This window comes from Roseateles terrae (genome assembly GCF_014192155.1).
Lineage (GTDB): Bacteria > Pseudomonadota > Gammaproteobacteria > Burkholderiales > Burkholderiaceae_C > Roseateles > Roseateles terrae.
In genome coordinates this window covers 705,615-722,885 of sequence record NZ_JACHXO010000001.1, presented here as the reverse complement: position 1 = coordinate 722,885, position 17,271 = coordinate 705,615, and the positions used below count along the sequence as shown (strand labels likewise).

The following is a 17,271-nucleotide window of genomic DNA, read 5'->3' as shown; positions in this document are numbered from 1 at the left end:
CTTGTCGTTTCTGCATGATGACGCGAGGGTGGAACCGTTCGTGCGCTGGTCATCACTGCCGGCTTGAACAACGACGATGCGGATCATCGATCGTTGAGTCCTGTTGCCCACGCGGGGGCGGGCAAGGACGGCAAGACCTGGCTTGGAGCGGCGAAATGGGGATGGTCAAGAGTTGGTTCTGGCGAAACGTCCTTTGGCGCTTCGCGGACGAACGCTGCAAGCACGACGAATACTTCCGAAGATCATGCCGGGTTGTCTTCATTGATAAGCCGGCGTTGGGTGGCAAGGCGATTGACCGTTTCCAGATTCAGTCGTTGAGCATGGCCCCGGCAGGCGCGACGGTGGTCGTGAAAATGCAGCGAGATGAAATCGTCATGCAGGTGACTCATCCGAAGCTCATCAAAAAGGGCTACACCAATGAGTTTTATATTCGCGCCGACCCTGACTCGCAAGAGCTTTATCTATATATCGAGCTGGCCATGTTTGCTGACGGTCCAAAGGGTCTGGGCGCCGTCGGATTCTTCCGATGTGCTCAAGTAGGTTGCGCGCTTGGCCTGGCGCGAGTCGATTTACTCGCCGCAGGTGGCAAGAGCTACAAAATCGCTGGCGAGTGGAACCCTGGATTCAATGGGTACTATAGCTGGGCCCGATTCGGGTTCAACGCGCCTCTTCATCCCTTGACCGCCGAGGCGATTGCTGCGCTGCCGCGCCTGGCCGGTGCCAAGGACCTCCTGGAAATCATTGAACGAGACCCTCATTGGTGGAGCCTCGAGGGAGGGGGTGGGGAAATGACCTTCGACTTGCGAGCGGGGAGCCGGTCGTGGCACACTCTTCCTACTTATCTGTCGGATAACGGGTATCGACAATGAATATCAAATATTTTTTCACCCATATCCTGCATGTTGGTCGCCCGGCAAAGCAGGTGGCCAAGGTCAAGCTCGGGACCACTGGAATGTCTGGCGCGAACTCTGCTCGAAGTGGCGCGCAGTGTGTGGACCTGGAATGTCTAAAACCAACTCCTCGAATGACCGCGGATGATATTGAGGCCCGGGTGAAGAAAGGCCGGGTGGCAGAAATGTCACTTCACCAGGCGGGCCTGCAATAATTGATTTTTTCCAGTGAGGCGGCCTTATGGCCGCTTTTTCTTTTACGGCGCTCATTCTCGGTTTAAACCTGCCCCCGCTCCGCCTCCAACCGCACCCGAATCTCCTGCATCCGCCGCTCCGTCAGCTCGAATCGGATCAGCGCCACCAGCGCCATCACCAAGCCGATGACTGGAATGCCGGAGAGCAGAATCCGGATCATGAAGATCGCATGCTCGGACTGCACCGGCAGCTTCGAATCGAAGCCGGTGAACTGCAGGATCCAGCCCGATGCGCCCACGCCCAGCGCGATGCCCACCTTCGAGATCCACGACTGGCACGCCGAGAACGACCCCTCTCGTCGCTGACCCGTCTGGGTTTCGTCGTAGTCCACCACGTCCGCCAGCGTTGAGTTGTAGAGCGTCCAGAATCCAGCACCGGTGAAGGCCACAAAGCCGCAGGCCAGCAGCTGCAGCCCCGGCAGCGCTGGGTTGTAGAGCCACCAGTCTCCAATGAACGCGCCGATCGCCAGGGTCAGCACCACGCCCAGACCGATGCGTTTGCCGTAACGACGCGCCACCCGGTTGAAAAACAGAATGCCCAGGAAGCCGAACGCCATGCCGGAGAGCCCCATGGCGGTGTTCCATTTCGTCGCCAGGGTGATGTCCCCTTTGCAGACGTAGTAGACCGTCGCGTAATACCCGAGCGCCGCCACCATCGCTGTGCCAATGCCATAGGCCAGATTCATGCACAGCAGATGGCGGAAAGGCCGGCAGCGCAGGGTGCGCCACAGCGTGTCCCGGAACGGAATGTGGCTTTGCGTGCGCGCCACCAGATTCACGTAATAACGCTCTCGCACCAGCACGAACATCGCAATGGCCACCACCACCATCACCGCACCCAGCAGCATGCAGTAGGTCTGGGCGCCCCGCAGGATGTCCGGCTTGCCGTCCGCATCGTGGAACCACGCAAGGGTGGTGAACTGGGCGGCAAAGAACATCGCCAGTTCCGGCAGCTTCTGGATGGCATTGCGCACCGACTGCACATTGGTGCGCTCGTGATAGTCCGGCGTCATCTCCGCGCCCAGGCTCACCCAGGGCATGTTGAAGCAGCTCATCACCGGCACATACAAGATGGTGGAAACCACCATGAACACGAAGTACTCGGTGTCCGTCCATCCGCGGCCCACCGCAAACATCAGCGGCAGTCCGATGCCGGCGAGCACGCCCCCCACCAGGATGAATGGGCGACGGCGGCCGTAGCGGGTGCGGGTGTTGTCCGACAGCCAGCCAAAAATCGCATCTGAAGCCGCATCGACCAGCACCTTGATCATCTGCGCCGTGGAGATCAGCCCCGGCGCCACACCGAGAAACACGTTGTAGACGTGGAAAGCGAGCGCCGGGTAGAGCCAGTGGCCCCACAGATCGATGAGCGAGCCCATCCCGTACCCGACCTTCTGCGGCAGCGGCACCCGGTCCCGCGCACCGATCCCGCCTCCGTGCGGCGCCGCGCCCCATGGCGCATCGTGCTTCATCCCTGACGCGTCCCCGTCGCCCGGGCCACTGTGGGAAGAGGGTCCGGCTGCGCCGGCGGCGCTGGCATCTTGTGAAACCGTCAGGGGAGTGGCACTCATGGCAGGGGCGGGCGTGAGCCCGTGGTCAGGTAATGCGCAGCGGCCCAGGCCGCGGCGCAGAGAGGGTGGCGCCGTCCACCAGCTCGGTGGGAAGCACCAGATTGGTGGCCGCAGGCGGCTGGCCTTCGCCGAGCTTGGCGTCGACGCTGGCCACCAGCAGCCGGGCGGCACGCTGGCCCAGCTCGCGCAGCGGCTGGCGCACCGAGGCGAGGCGGGCCGACCGGGCCAGTTGGGTGTCGTCAAAACCCACCAGCGACATCTGCTGGGGAATCTGAATGCCGCGGGCCACCAGGACGTCCACGCAGCCCATGGCAATGGCGTCATTGCCAGCAAAGATGGCGTGCGGCAGTTCCTCACCGCGATGCGCTTCCAGCCACTGCGTCAGCCGGCGGCGGCCGGACTCCGCATGGAACTCGCCTTCCACCACATGGTCTGGCGGCGGCTCGACACCCGCCTGCTCATGCGCCCGCAAATATCCCGCCACGCGGCGACGAGCGCCGAGGGAGTGGTTGGGTCCCGCCAGATGCAGGATGCGGCGGTGGCCCATCTCCAGCAGCCGCGTCACCATCGCCTGTGCGCCGGCTTCTTCATCCGACTCGAGATTGATGACGCCGGGAATGATCACATTGCTGTGGATCGACAGGATCGGGGTGTGGTCCGGCAGTTGCTGCGCTTCCTGGTCGTCCAGCAGCGGGGCCAGCAGGATCAGCCCGTCAATGCGACCGTCGCAGAAGGACGGAATGCGGGAGGCCTGCCGGTGCCAGTCTTCCAGCGCAAAGACGGTGGTGTTCTGGCCCAGCTCCGCGCCCGCCTCCACCACCCCGGTGAACACTTCCAGGAAGTACTGGTTCAGTTCCTCCCGGTTGAGCGTGGTGGCGAGGCCCAGGGTGTTCATCCGGCGGCTGGTCAGCGCCCGGGCGGTGGCATTGGGTCGGTAGTTGAGCTGGCGGGCCGCTTCCAGGATGCGATCCCGGGTTTCCTCGCTGATGCGCGCCGAGGTCCTCGCGCCATTGAGCACGGCCGAGGCCGCCATGGCCGACACCCCCGCCGCCCGGCCGACATCGGCCAGAGTGGCAGCGTGACTGGATTTGCGCGGTTTGGCAGGAGTGTTCATGGTCGTGCGGCGCTCGCAGGGCGCAGGTCTTGAGGTCAGCCTGTGAGCATGCCTCAAAGCGTGGCCCCACGCGTGCATCTCAGAGCACCCGCCGCTCGCGAATGACCTGGGCGTAGTACCGAGCCGACAGCTTGGGCGTGCGCTTGAGCGTCTGATAGTCGCAGTGCACCAGTCCGAAGCGTCGGCGGTAGCCGTCCTCCCATTCGAAGTTGTCGATGAACGACCAGCAGAAGTAGCCGTCCAGTGGCACCCCGTCCGCAATGGCGCGGTGCACTTCGCGCAGATGGCTGCGCAGGTATTCGCGGCGATGCAGATCCTGAACCTCGCCCTTGATCATCGGCTCGTCGTCGTAACCGCAGCCGTTTTCGGTGATGAAGAGAGATGAGTGCCCGTACAGCGCATGGGCCAGCCGCGGCGCCCAGTAGATCGACTGCGGCATCAGGTGCAGCCACGGCGGGTCGGCGCGGGGGTAGGCGGGAGGCAGGGCGAGGGTTTCGTAGCCGTCCGGCGTATCGGCAGCCCGCACGTAGTGGCCGGTGTAGATGTTCATGCCCAGGAAATCGGTCGGCAGGTGGATGAGGGCGAAGTCACCCTCGGCCACCTTGGGTGCAGCCTTGCCCACCCGGCGCAGGTAATGCTCCGGATAGTGACCGGCATGCATCGCGCCGAGGATGTGGGCATTGCGGTCCCGGAACCAGGCGGTAGCGGCGGCGATGTCGGCCGGCGTTTCGGTGACCGGCACGCACACGTCGGAATTGTCGGTCAGGCCCACCCGGGCGCCTTCGCCGCCCCATTGGCGCACGGCGCGGACGGCCAGTCCGTGGCACACCAGCGCATGGTGGATGGTCTGATTGACGACCGCCTCGGGCTCCTTGCGACCCGGCGCCTTGATGCCCTGGCCGTAGGCGAGCACGGTGAAGCAGCGGATCTCGTTGAGGGTGATCCAGTGTTTGACTGCGCCCGAGAAGGCCTTCACCACGGTTTCGGCGTAGCGGCCAAAGGCGTCGACCGTCTCGCGCGAGGTCCAGCCGCCCCGGGCTTCCAGCGGGAGCGGCAGGTCCCAGTGGAACAGGGTGACCCAGGGGGTGATGCCGTGCCGCTTCATGCTGGCGAAGAGGCGGTGATAGAAGTCGATCCCGGCCTGATTGACGGTCGGGCCGCCGTCGGGATGGATGCGCGGCCAGGCGATCGACAGGCGGTAGTCGCGAACGCCCATCGAGGCCATCAGGGCGAAGTCCTCGTCGAAGCGGTGGTAGTGGTCGACGGCGACGTCCAGCGTGTCGCCGCCCAAGACGGTGCCGGGCTGGCGGGCGAAGTGGTCCCAGTTGGAAAAACCCTTGCCGTCGGTGAAGGCGGCACCCTCAATCTGCGGGGCGGAGGCAGAGACGCCCAGCACGAAATGCGGCGGGAACGGCGACTGGTAGCCGAAGGGCTGGGAGGCGGACGTTGGAGACGTCGAGGACATCGAGGTGTTCATGAGGCAAAGCCACCTGGTGACGGCGCAAGCGCCGGGACTGCAGAGGCACCGCGGCGGACCACGATGCGGGGGAATGGAGCGCGGAAGGGTGGGCGGAAAACCCGCAGGACGGTCATGGCGACGAGGACGGAGCTGCACCCGCCGGTGACGGCGCTCCGGCCCGCGACGGCACGACGGCCGGCGTCGTGCGCACCAGCTCGGCCAGCGTCGGCGCCATCGCCTCGGCCCAGAGGCGGTAGCCCTTCTCGCTGAGATGCAGCCAGTCCGGCATCACATCGGCGGAGAGGGTGCCGTCGGCATTCATCAGGGTGTGGCGGATGTCGAGGAACTGCACGGTTTCGCCGTCGGCGAGGCTGGCGATGCGCCGGTTCACCTCGTCATTGATGGCCCGCAGCGGACCGCCGGGTTTCTGTTCCCGCGGGAACACCGCCAGCAGCAGGATGCGGGTGGCCGGCAGCCGCATGCGCAGCTCAGTGATGAGGCGGCGGATGCCCTCGGTGGTGGTGCGAGGATCTTCCATGCGGTCACCGGTGTTGTTGGTGCCGATCATCAGCACCGCCACCTTGGGCGCGATGCCGTCGATCTCGCCATGCTGCAGGCGCCACAGCACGTTTTCGGTATGGTCGCCGCCAAAGCCGAGGTTCAACGGTTGATAGCGCGAGAAGTATTCGCGCCAGACGGGTGCTCCCACATCTTCCCAGCCCTGGGTGATGGAGTCGCCAATGAAGACGACCTCCGGCAGTGGACCGCTCGACCGCATCTGCTGCACCTGGGCCAGCTTCTGCTCATGGCGGGGGATCCACCATTCCAGCGCCCAGGTCTGCAGCAGTGGGCTGGGCGTGACGGACTCGGTGCGAGGGTCGGCGCAGAAGGCGTTGGGCAGGCCGCGCTTGAGCACCCGGACATTGGCAATGGTGACCTGGCCGGTGCCGCTGGTGTCCACGCTGAAGGGCTGACGGACGGCGCTGAAGTCGTCGTCATCCCGTTTGAAGCAGTTGAGGGCGAACGAGAGGCGTTGCCAGCCTTTGCCCTCCAGCGCTCGCGCGGGCAGCAGGTAGTTGACCTTGCGTTCGCAGCCGTCGCCGCAGGCCAGCTTGACGCTCAACCCGCCCTTGGCGAGATCGTCGACCTTGATGTCGAACTCCAGCGTGCCGTGCGCGAGGTAGGGGCGCAGGTCGACCGGCGCGCCGCCTTCCAGCCGCAGGGTGGCGAACCAGGACTCTTTCCATTGAAGGGTGAGGGCGTCGCCGCGCTCGGTCCTGGTGGCGCGCAGCGCGTGGACCTCGCTGGCGGGCACCTGGCTGTTGGCCTGCTTCGGGACGGTGGCGCGCTCGCCGGTGAGGCGGGCACTCTGTTCGAAGTCGGCCACACCGATGGACCAGCCGGACAGCGGCTTGCCGACGAACAGCGGCAGTTCATCCGGGGCCGTTGTCACGGCCGGGGCGGGGGAGCCGCCCGCAGCGGCGGCGGCCAGAGAGGCAGTCAGGGTGGTTGCGGTCATGACCATACGCAGCAGGTTCATAGCGGGTGGAGTCGGTGAGCGGTGGAAGGGGGGAACGGCAGCGCCACGATCGAGGCGTCGTGACGGCCGTCGGGCTGAGGCGTGGAGGGGAACGAGGACGAGGACGGAGATGGGGATGCCCAGGGTGCCTGGGACGGGGACGGCAGTGACACCAGTGACGGCAGGGACTGCGCCGATCGTGTTGATGTGCCCGCTCGTGTGGATGCCCCCGATCGCCTTGACCGTGCCGACGGCCCCTGAGGCGTGGTCCTGACGGGTTCCACGGTGCGCAGTTGGCCATCCAGCACCAGGGCCTGCCCCGGCTGCACCAGCACCTCGCGGCGCCGGTCACCGGTTCGCACCACCACCGCGGCTGCGGGCGAGTCAGTGCGAAGGGTGGCTTCCGTCAGGCGACCGGCGGACCAGCGGAGGTCCACCTCCAGCCCGCCTCGGGCCCGCAGGCCGCGCACCTCACCCTCGGGCCACGCTGCGGGCAGCGCGGGCAGCAGATGCAGCACGTCAGCATGGGACTGGAGCAGCATTTCCATCACAGCCGCGGTGGCGCCGAAGTTGCCGTCGATCTGGAACGGCGGATGTGCATCCAGCAGGTTCGCGTAGGTCCCGCCATGGTTGTTGTGCTCGGTGCCAGGACCTGACGTCTGGGCCGCCCGCGCGCCCGGCGTGGCGAGCAGGCCACGCAGCAGGTGGTGAGCTTCATCGCCATCGCCCAGTCGGGCGCGGAAGGCCATCTTCCAGGCCATCGACCAGCCGGTGCCCGCATCCCCCCGGGCCTGCAGCGTGCGGCGGGCGGCGTGAGCCAGCGCAGGCGTGCGTTCCGGAGAAATCTGCCGTCCTGGAAACACGGCAAACAGATGGGAGATGTGCCGGTGGGTGTCGGTGGGCGTGTCCAGCACCGGGTCGTCCTTTTCTTGCAACCACTCCAGCAACTGCCCCCAGCGGCCCATGCGCGGGCCCGCGAGACGGTCTCGCAGATCCGCGATGTGCTCTCGCCACTGCGCATCCATCTGCAGCACCTGAGCGGCCGTGACGGTGTTGTTGAAGAGCTCCCAGAGGATCTGCTGGTCGTAGCTCACACCGTCTTCCACCGGACCATGTTCTGGCGACCAGCCCATCGGCGCTACGAGCCGGCCGTCGGGCAGCGGCTTGAGCTGGTCCTCCCAGAAATGACAGACCTCCTTCATCAGCGGATAGGCGGTCTGCCGCAGGAAGGTCTCATCGCGGCCAAAGGCGTAGTGCTCCCAGAAGTGCAGGGCGTACCAGGCGTTGCCGGTCTTGTTCCAGAGGTAGCCCATGGCGCCGAAGGGATTTGATTCGGTGCGCACGGTCCATCCGCGCACAGGGCGTCCATCGGGAGTCAGAAAGCGCTCTTCCGGCGGGCGCGCGTGACCTGCGTGGGCGTCGATCGGGATTGGCTCGTGGGAGACGGCGTCGGGCGGCGCGAGCATGCCGGCCACACTGTCGCCGGCCGCCGGAGTAGCGCTGGCCTCGTCTCCAGCGGGCATCACATGCGACGTCGCTTCGCCATGGGCGCCACGGGCGCCGGACGCGGCAGCAAGCGATGCAGCAGCAGTGTTCGCGACCGTGCGGCGGTACACAGGGATCTGGCTCTGCACGAACCGGAAGAACGGCTGCGCCAGTTCCGACAGGTTGGCCGTCTCCGCCGGCCAATAGTTCATCTGCAGATTGATGTTGGTGTGATAGTCCGCGTTCCAGGGCGGCGTCAGGCTGTCGTTCCACAAGCCCTGCAGATTGGCGGGCAGGCTGTCCCGGGAGCTGGCGATCAGCAGATAACGACCGAACTGCACATACAGCGATTCCAGCTCTGGATCCTGCCCGTCGCGGGTGTAGCGAAGGAGACGGGCGTCCGTGGGCAGCCGGGTTCGATCCACAGGGGAACGCCCCAGATACAGATGGACGCGGGAGAACAGCCGCTGATGGTCCTGGAGATGCGTGTGGCGCAGTTGGTCGAAGGTTTGGGCGGCTGCGGCCTCGGCCTGGGCGGCGACCCTGGCGCGGGGCGAGTCGCCAAGGAAGGCGCGGGTGGCGTCCGGGACGTAGCTCGTTCCGGCGGCCAGGATCAGGGTGACGCTGTTGCAGCCATCAAAGACGAGGGACGGTCCGTCCTGCTGAACGCGTCCGCCCTCGTGCAGCACCTGGAGGCGGCTGGCGTATGCAAGCGATCCTGGAGCCGTGGACGACACTGACGCCGCCGATGCGGATGCCGATGCCGATGTTGGTGCCGATGTTGGTGCCGATGCCAGCGGCGCGAGCGTCCCGACCGCTTCAGTCATGGCGCCGTCCACCAGGATCGACGCGCCATGACGGTCTTCAAGGCGCACGCGCCCGCTGTACTGACCTGGACGGCTGGCCGTCAGCCGCATCACGATCACCTGATCCGGATGGCTGGCAAAGGTCTCCCGCTCGAACCAGACGCCGCGATGGCGGTACCGCACACGATGAACTGCCGACGCAATGTCCAGCGAGCGCTGATATCCACCAATCTCCCGGTCATGCCCGGGAAGCTCCAGCACCACATTCCCAAACGGCTGATAGGCGCCCATCTGCTGGGCATCGCCCGTCCAGAGCGTGATGTCGTTGAAGGACACACGGTCTCTGGCCACGCCGCCGAACAGCATCGCGCCCAACCGGCCGTTGCCTATCGGGAGCGCCTGCTGCTCCCAGCCGGCAGGCGTGTCGGGGGCAGGGCGCTCGTAGTGGAGGGTCAGGCCGTGTGTCATCGGCTGGCCCGAGGGCGCCGCGCCAGCAGCAGGCGCCAGTGCGCGGGACGGCGACAACGATGAGCCGTTGGGCGCCTTCGCCCTGGCAACGCCGCACACGAGAGCCAGCAGTGCCACCACGAGGAGCGCGGCTCGCATCGACCGCCGCCTCGTCCCCTGCAAGTTTGTCGTCATGAGGGCTGCGGCGCTCCTGCCGGCAGCCGCTACGGACAGGGCCGCAGCCGGCTGCGACGCGGGCACAGCATCAGCATCCGGTCGGCGTGACGCCAGTCGAATCGCCATCATGCGCGTGCCTCCGGTCGTCCCACCAGCACCCCACGACCGTGAGGCGCGATGAACACCACACCATGCTCACGCGGATGGGCCGCCATGTGCAGCAGCCGTCCATACTGGTGCTGCGCGTCGTTGATGCGGACGAAGGTCTGGCCAGCGTCATCGGATCGGAAAAATCCCTCTTCTCCCGGGTCGCCCCCCTGGGCGTCCCTCTCGGCATCTCCGTTTGCGTCCCTTTGCGCGTCCCTTTCGGCGCCGTTTTGCGCGTTCAACTGTCCGTCAGCGCCCGTCCGGACCCGTCCCCACACATACAGCGCCGGTGTCCGTGCGCCCGGCGCAGCGGCCCCCAGTGCCAGCATCCAGGCCTGCGCCACATGCGGCAGGCGCTGCGGCGTGGGGCTCTGAGCGCCGAAGCGGATCAGTCCGTCAGGCAGCGCCATCCACAGATCGCGTGCACGATCCGGCCCGGCGATCAGCTGTGCCTCCTCATGGTCGTTCACCACCGGCAGGCCGGTCAGCATGGGTCGGAAGCGGGCACCGCCATCGTCGGAGATCAGTACCGACCCGCTGGCGCGGTCATGCAGATAGAACACGCCTTCATTCACCCGGTCGGCGACCGGCCACAGTCGCGCGCTCGGGGACGCGGGCCAGCCCTGGCTCGCAGACCAGGTGCGCCCCAGATCCGCCGACCACAAGGCCGGCTGCCCCTCGGGTGCCCACAGCAGGAAGCCGCCCTTGCTCGACACCGCGACGATCCCGGTCGGCGCCTGGCTGCCTTGGGCAGTCGACGCCAGCCGTGACGACCGCCCGAAGGCGCGCCAGGACAGCCCACCGTCTGTCGACACATACCCGCCGGTCGGGCAATGGTCGGACGTCCGCGCCAGAATCTCCGGGGCAAGGCCGGCGAAGTCGATCGACCGGTTCGTCTCGTTGCTGGGGGTGAACAGACGCCTCGAAGCCTGCGCATCCAGGCGGTCCCAACCCGCGCCCGACACATCGCCCATCGCCGCCAGCAAGGTCGCGCCCACCGGTGGGCACTTGATCTCCAGCGTTGCGGTTTCCTCGATGCCATCGACCGCAAACCGCCATGGCACCCTGGGCGCTTCAGGACGGCTCTCGAAGCCGTCCGTCATCCAGACGCCATACCCGGTGCCGTAGGCGGCCCGGCGCCCATTGAAGGGATCGATCTTCACATCGGCCAGCCAATGCCCCATGGGATCGGGGCGGCGGGTGTTGGCCTTGTAGTTGGCCAGCCAGGAATGGGTGCCCAGCTCATGCCGGGAACGTGCGCCCATCGCCGTCCACGAGACGCCTCCGTCCTCGCTCACAAACAGGTCGTCGCCGTCCATCCAGCGTTCAATGGTGGACACCACCAGACGGCCGGGCTGTTGACGGTCCACATCGAGGCCCGAATATCCGAAGCCCTGACGCCCCGTTCCCGGTCGCACCGGGGTGATGTCCGTCCATTGACCCTGGGCATCGCGTTTCCAGACGCTGCCGGTGGTGGCGTAGCTGGGGTTGGCTACATGGCGGCCGTCCCCCAGGGCGAAGCTCACATACAGGACGCCATCGGGTCCGAGGGCCGCATGTTGTGGCGCCTGGGCCGGTGTCTCCGCGACCGGCTGGAAGTGCTGGCCGCCATCCTCGGAGAGATAGAGCCCAGGTTGATCGTGGCTGCCGACGTAGATCCGTTGCGCAGCCTGGCCGGGACGGCCGCTGGAAGGGTCCAGCAGCACCAGCGACACATGCCGCGGCGCAAAGGGCAGGGGTTCGAAGCGGCGGCCGCGGTCGGCACTTCGCAGCAGGCCGTTCTGGGACGTGCCCAGCAGCAGGACCTCGCCTCGCCAGGGATCGACCTGGAGCCGCTCACCGCTGCCGCGTCCCGCCGAGTTGCCGCCCAGCTTCAGCGTGAGCGGATGCACCGTCCAGGTGGCCCCCCGGTCGGTGGAGGCCATCACGGCGCCGTCCTGAGCCGCAGGATCGAGATAAAGACCGCAAGCAGCGTAGAGGCGATCGGCGTCGTTGGGGTCGACGGCGAGGCTGAGCACGCCCATCAGGTCAGCCTGCGCGCGGGGGAGGGGGTCCAGCAGCTGGATCCAGCGCTGCGCACTCGGGTCGTAGCGGTAGGCGCCGCCGATGTCGGTGCGGCAGTAGAGAAGATCCCGCTGGGTGGGATGGAACAGGAGACCGTCCACATAGCCACCACCGCCAAACGGCACGGCGGTCCACCGGTAGGGCCTCGCGCGTCGCGGGTGCGTCGCTTCGGTGGCAGGTGCCTGGGGTCGGGATTGGGCCGAGGCCATGAAGGCGGGGGCGACGCTCCACGCGAGCACACCCGCCGCCGACCGGGCGTGAAGGGCCAGCCAGCGGCGTCGGCCGGGGGGGCCGCCGTGCAGGTGCTCCCGAGGCTGCTCGTGCCCCTCGTCGTCCGGCTTGTGGTCGTCGTGGGCCATGGCGCCCTGGATGTTCTTGAGCCCCATCAGTACCGCCCCATCCGCACCCGCAGCACGGTGCCCCGTGCGGGCAGGTTGAAGCCCCAATCGACCTGGTCGCCATTCCAGCGCCGCGTCATCACCCAGCGTCCGTTCGAATCGAACTGGCCTTCCTCCGCCGACAGCAGCGTATGGCCGCGTCCCCGGAAGCTGCTGTCCGGCGAGACACGCAGCCGCACCCGTTGGCCCACCAGGATGAACTCGTCCGGCCCGATCTGCGCTACGGCCACGCCGCCTGCCGGCGTCTCGCTGCCCGGGGGCGCATCATCCTTGAGCTGCGGCCAGCTGCGCTCACCGAACTGCCATTCGCCAAAGATCAACTGCACGGTCCAGCCGTCGAGCGCCAGGGTCTGTGGCGCATGGTCGTTGCCTTCGGCCGCGCCTTGGGTCCGTCCCTGCTGCGCCCACCCTGCCCACTGCGATGCCATCGGCCGCAGCAGTCGGTAGACGGCCGCGATCGGCGCCGTCATGCGTTCATCGGTGAAGCGGCTGCCCAGCGGATAGTTGCTGTAGTCCGCATAGTCGACGCCGAACGGAGAGACACCGATGCCGCCGCGTCCCACCACCTGCCACAAGTAGCGGGCATACCGATCCGCATTGCCGATCTCCGGTACCCACAGGGCGTTGTCAGGGCGCTGGAACTGGTCGAGCACCCGCGTCACCTTGGCGGACTCCGGCATGTAGAGGTCGGGACCGATCACGTCGATGTGGGGCGCCGCTGCCTTGTAGAGCCCTAGCACGTCGTAGGTGGGCCCGCCGCTGGCAAAGTTCTTCTTCCAGGGGGTCAGGGGTTCCAGCGGGTCCCGCAGCGCGTTGTTCACCGACATCGGCAGCGGATGCACCGCCTTGCCGGCCTCGGCGATGCGGTCGATGTAGCGGGCGATGGCCCAGCTGTGGAAGTACTGGTCGGCATCCTCGCCATACACCTCGCGCCAGCTGCCGCGGCCGCGGCTCGATGCCTTTGGCGGCTGGCCCTTCAGGATGGCGTCCGGCACGGGGGCATTGAAAGCCGCTTCGGCGGCAGCACCGTGATCCCGCGCCAGGCCGTAGGTGCCGACCTCGTTCTCCACCTGTACCATGATGACGGTGTGCCGGTCGCCATCCACCTGCTTCAGATGCCGCATCAGCGCCACGAAGGCGCGCCGATCCGATTCGAGGGTGGACTCCCCAAAGGGCGAGAGGCAGTAGCTCGGCTTGCCTTCCTCATCCAGCATCGGCGGAAAACGCTCGGGGTGCAGCTTCACCCACGCTGGCGTGTACTGCGCACTGGTGTTCTTCCAGGTCCCGAACCACAGCAGCACCAGCCGCACCTTCTGCTCACGCGCCTGGCTGAGCAGGGTGTCGACAAAGCTGAAATCGAACCGGCCTTCCTCCGGCTCGATCTGCTCCCAGGCCACCGGCACCGCCACCGTGTTGGCATGGGCATCGCGGATGGCGGCCCAGACCTGGGGCAGGGCGCCGGCCCAGTTGCTGGAGTTGTGCACCTGGCCGGCCAGCATCAGGAAGGGCTGGCCGTCGACCTGCATCGTCCAGCGGCCGTCCTGCTGGATCAGCCGCGGTGCCACCGGGGACTCCGCCTGCGCGTTTGCGCCTATCAGCAGCGCGGACGCTAACGCCACAGTCTTCATCGCCCCCAACCAGTCAGAACGGCTTTGCATCGATGGTTCTCCGGATCGACGGGTCAGAAGGACATGCGGGCGCTCAGCGTGTAGCGCCGGCCGGTGTTGAACCAGGCCCGACCCATCATGCCGATGTGCTGCTGCATCAACTGCTTGTAGGTGGCGTCGGTGAGGTTCTGTCCTTCCAGACCCAGGGTCAGGTTGTCGTTCCACTTGTAGTAGACGCCGGCATCCAGCTGCCCGTAGGCATCGGCCCAGGTGGGCAGCGCCCAGCCGACCGACGTGCCGCCGAAGGTCGGGCTGTTTGGATTGGTGTCCAGTCCATCGCCGCCGTTGGTGCCGTTGACGTTCACCGCCTGCAGGTACTTGGACCGCCAGCTGTAGGCCACCCGGGCCGAGATCGGGCCGCGGTCATACAGCAGCGCCAGGTTGTAGGAATTCTTCGACAGGTTGGCCAGTGGCAGATTGCCAAAGGAGCGGCCGTCGGTGTCGCAGCCGTTCAGGTTCAGGTTGAGGTTGGAGGCGCTGTTGCTGCCGGCGCAGTAGGCCGAGGTCACCGGGTTGTAGAGCTTGGTGCTGCTCTTCACGTAGGTGTAATTGGCCTGCACCCCGAACCCGGAGAGCCAGCCGGGCAAGCTGTCGAAGTAGGTCTGGAAGGCCAGTTCCACACCGTTGACTTTGGCCTTGGCGCCATTGATCGGCGAGGTGACGGTGAAGTTCTGCGCCGCCCCGGTCACATCGGGCACCTGCACCACCGTGGTCTGATTGATGATGACGTCCTTCAGGTCCTTGTGGAAGGCCGCGACCGTGAAGGAGCCGGTCCTGCTGAAGTACCACTCGGCCGTCAGGTCGCCCTGGGTGGCGCGGACTGGTTTGAGCATCGGGTTGCCGTCCGCCGTGCCGGTGCGGCTGACGTTGGTGACGGTGGTGACGTTGTTGGCGTCGGTGTTGGAGGTGACGGTCTGCGACAGCTGGGTCGTGGCCTGCAACTGGCTGAAGTCCGGACGCGAGATCGCCTTGGCCAGCGCAGCCCGGAACTGCAGCTTCTCGCTCGCCTTGAAGCGCAGGTTCAGACTGGGCAGGCTGTTGGTGTAGGTCTGGCTGTAGTCCTGCGCGACCGCGAAGTTGGGGATCACCGGCACCGGCACGCCGGCAGCATTCACCGGCACCTGCGTCCCGGAAAAGGTGGTGTAGCCGGCGGCATCCATGCGGGTGCGGACCACCCGCAGGCCCACGTTGCCGTCCACCGGCACGCCAAAGTTGTCCTCCAGCGCAAAACGCAATTGGGCATAGGCGGCCTGGGTCTTCTCGGTCTGGTCGTTGGTGCCGATGGGGTCGGTGCCGAATGGCGCCGGGGCCCACTTCGTGCAACTTGAGCTGTCGCCCGCGTGCTGCGCCGCGCAGAGGATGTCGTGAAAGGTGTGCAGCGCGGCGTAGCTGTCCGGATAACCGGAGGCCGTATTGGCCGTGGGGAAAATCAGCGACGGCACCGAGGCCTTGCCGCCGAAGAAATTGTTGAAGTTGTAGACGTCGTGGTTGGTGTTGAAGCGCGGGTCGTTCAGGAAGGCGAGCTGTCCGATGTCCCAGCCCAGCTGCCAGGGCTGCGAAATCGGCGACCAGAAGTATTTGGGTGTGGTGTTGATCGTCGTGGCGTCGCGTTCGGTGAAGCGCACGCCGAAGCGCAGGTCCTGCAGCACGCCGTCTTCAAAGCGGAAGCGGGCGTCGCCCTTCCACGCCTTCTCGGTCGCCTTGCTTTTGTCCTGATGTTCCTGGGTGAAGGCCCAGTAGTAACGGGAGGGGTCCAGCAGCGCGGCGCGTTCGGCATCGCTGAAGGTCAGAGTGGGGCGGCCGCCGCGCAGATCGATGGTCTCGCTCTCCATGAACATGCCCATGCCGACGGTCGAGTCGAAGGCACGGCTGTTGGCGCGGATGTATTGCAGGTCCGAATTGAGCTGCCAGCGGTTGTTGGGCTGCCAGCTGAGCTTCCAGCCCAGATCCTGCGTGTCCGATTTGCGCCAGGCGGTGCGGGTGTCCGAGCCAAAATTGATGCCGGTACTGTCGCTGTTGAAGAGCGTGCCGGAGAGGAATTCGCCGTTGCTGCCGAAGACGCCGTCCCGCACCCGCATCTTGTAAGGGTCGGACTGCGCGAAGATGGCGCGTTCGTCCCACGCCATCTTGTACTTGCTTTTGAAGTAGGTGAGAGACGATTCGACGGTGTCGTTCTTCCATTGCAGCGCGCCATAAAGGCCGTCGCGCTTGCGGTCGAAGTCCAGCGTCCGCCACGCCGAACCCTTGGGCACCCACAGGTAGGTGCCGGCGGCCTGACCATCGACCGCATTGGCCAGCGGGTAATAGGGCTCCACCTGGAATGCGTCGGTCCGGGTGCTGCTTTTGGAAGTGGCCAGATGCAGCAGGGCGCCGAACTGGCCGAGGTCGGTATTCCAGCGGTTCGAGACCAGCCCGGACAGGCCCGGCGACGATTTCTTCTTCAGATCCGAATAGGTTGTCTGAACTGACAACGCTGTCTTGAGGCCCGAAAAATCAAACGGCAGGGCCGTACGCAAATTCACCAGACCGCCGATGCCGCCTTCGATCTGCTCGGCCGACGGGTTCTTGTAGATGTCCACGGCGGACATCAGCTCCGGCGGCACATCCTCGAAGTTGAGCGCACGGCCACCATTGGCACTGAAGGAATCGCGGCCATTCATTTCGGAGCGGACGAAGGTCAGCCCGCGGATGGTGATGCCGGAGCCTTCGACCGAGAAGTGCTCAGGATCGTCCTTGGACATGGTCCGGTCCATCGTCACGCCGACGACCCGTGCCAGCACTTCGGTCACCGAGCGGTCGGGCAGCTTGCCGATGTCGTCAGCCACGATGGAGTCGACCACCTCATCGGCGTTCTGCTTGATCCGCTGGGCGGAACTGAGCGCGGCGCGCTTGCCGGTCACCACCACCGTCTCCACCTTGGTGGGCACCTCCTGGCGGTTGCCGGCCGGGGCCGACGCGGTGGCGGCCGGGGCTTCCGGTGCTGGAGGTGGGGTCGAAGGACCTTGAGCCGCGGCGAGCTGGCTGAAGACGAGGCCACCGATCATGCAGGTGGCCTGGGCGGCGGCAAGGGATACCGCGGTCCGCTGGTGTGTGCGCATGTTGTCTCCAATCTCTTCTGGTGTGGGCCTCTTGCTCATTGGCGAGGCCTCGTGAGGATTTGCGGCGATCCGTTGCCAACCTGGCAGAGGCTGGCGGCAGAGCACCTTCATGGGCGCTGACGTCCTTGCGGACATCGAAAAAACACAGACCCGCGCGGCTCAGGCCCTTGGGCCG

General features: G+C 66.3%; 10 protein-coding genes. 2 read left to right on the top strand and 8 right to left on the bottom strand.

The features are described from left to right. Positions 1-155 precede the first annotated feature (155 nt). A complete protein-coding gene (locus FHS28_RS03000) occupies positions 156-869 on the top strand; it encodes a hypothetical protein (protein WP_088449154.1) in 714 nt (237 codons plus the stop codon). Then, the gene (locus tag FHS28_RS02995) at positions 866-1,105 is read left to right on the top strand and encodes a hypothetical protein (RefSeq protein WP_184294073.1); all 240 of its coding nucleotides are present in this window, start codon (positions 866-868) and stop codon (positions 1,103-1,105) included. The genes FHS28_RS03000 and FHS28_RS02995 overlap by 4 nt, the downstream gene beginning before the upstream one ends. A gap of 62 nt (positions 1,106-1,167) precedes the next feature. On the opposite strand, the gene FHS28_RS02990 is transcribed toward FHS28_RS02995, so the two are convergent. The 8 genes from FHS28_RS02990 to FHS28_RS02955 form a co-directional block, all read right to left on the bottom strand. After that, on the bottom strand, positions 1,168-2,616 hold the full coding sequence (locus FHS28_RS02990; RefSeq protein ID WP_184294071.1) for an MFS transporter: 1,449 nt from the start codon (positions 2,614-2,616) through the stop codon (positions 1,168-1,170). 124 nt (positions 2,617-2,740) lie between these two features. Next, on the bottom strand, positions 2,741-3,829 hold the full coding sequence (locus tag FHS28_RS02985) for a LacI family DNA-binding transcriptional regulator (protein ID WP_184294070.1): 1,089 nt from the start codon (positions 3,827-3,829) through the stop codon (positions 2,741-2,743). 79 nt (positions 3,830-3,908) lie between these two features. Beyond that, positions 3,909-5,306, bottom strand: a complete 1,398-nt coding sequence (locus FHS28_RS02980) for a GH1 family beta-glucosidase (protein WP_221193685.1) — start codon at positions 5,304-5,306, stop codon at positions 3,909-3,911. 112 nt (positions 5,307-5,418) lie between these two features. Beyond that, the gene (locus FHS28_RS02975; protein WP_184294068.1) at positions 5,419-6,807 is read right to left on the bottom strand and encodes a GDSL-type esterase/lipase family protein; all 1,389 of its coding nucleotides are present in this window, start codon (positions 6,805-6,807) and stop codon (positions 5,419-5,421) included. A gap of 17 nt (positions 6,808-6,824) precedes the next feature. After that, the gene (locus tag FHS28_RS02970; protein WP_184294066.1) at positions 6,825-9,704 is read right to left on the bottom strand and encodes a glycoside hydrolase family 95 protein; all 2,880 of its coding nucleotides are present in this window, start codon (positions 9,702-9,704) and stop codon (positions 6,825-6,827) included. Positions 9,705-9,847: 143 nt separating this feature from the next. Continuing rightward, positions 9,848-12,319: a sialidase family protein gene (locus tag FHS28_RS02965; protein ID WP_088449160.1), complete on the bottom strand. Its 2,472-nt coding sequence runs from the start codon at positions 12,317-12,319 to the stop codon at positions 9,848-9,850. Continuing rightward, a complete protein-coding gene (locus FHS28_RS02960) occupies positions 12,319-13,989 on the bottom strand; it encodes a DUF5597 domain-containing protein (protein ID WP_246409447.1) in 1,671 nt (556 codons plus the stop codon). Before FHS28_RS02960 ends, FHS28_RS02965 begins: the two co-directional genes overlap by 1 nt. A 23-nt stretch (positions 13,990-14,012) precedes the next feature. Continuing rightward, on the bottom strand, positions 14,013-17,096 hold the full coding sequence (locus FHS28_RS02955; RefSeq protein WP_184294064.1) for a TonB-dependent receptor: 3,084 nt from the start codon (positions 17,094-17,096) through the stop codon (positions 14,013-14,015). Between the last annotated feature and the right edge of the window lie 175 nt (positions 17,097-17,271).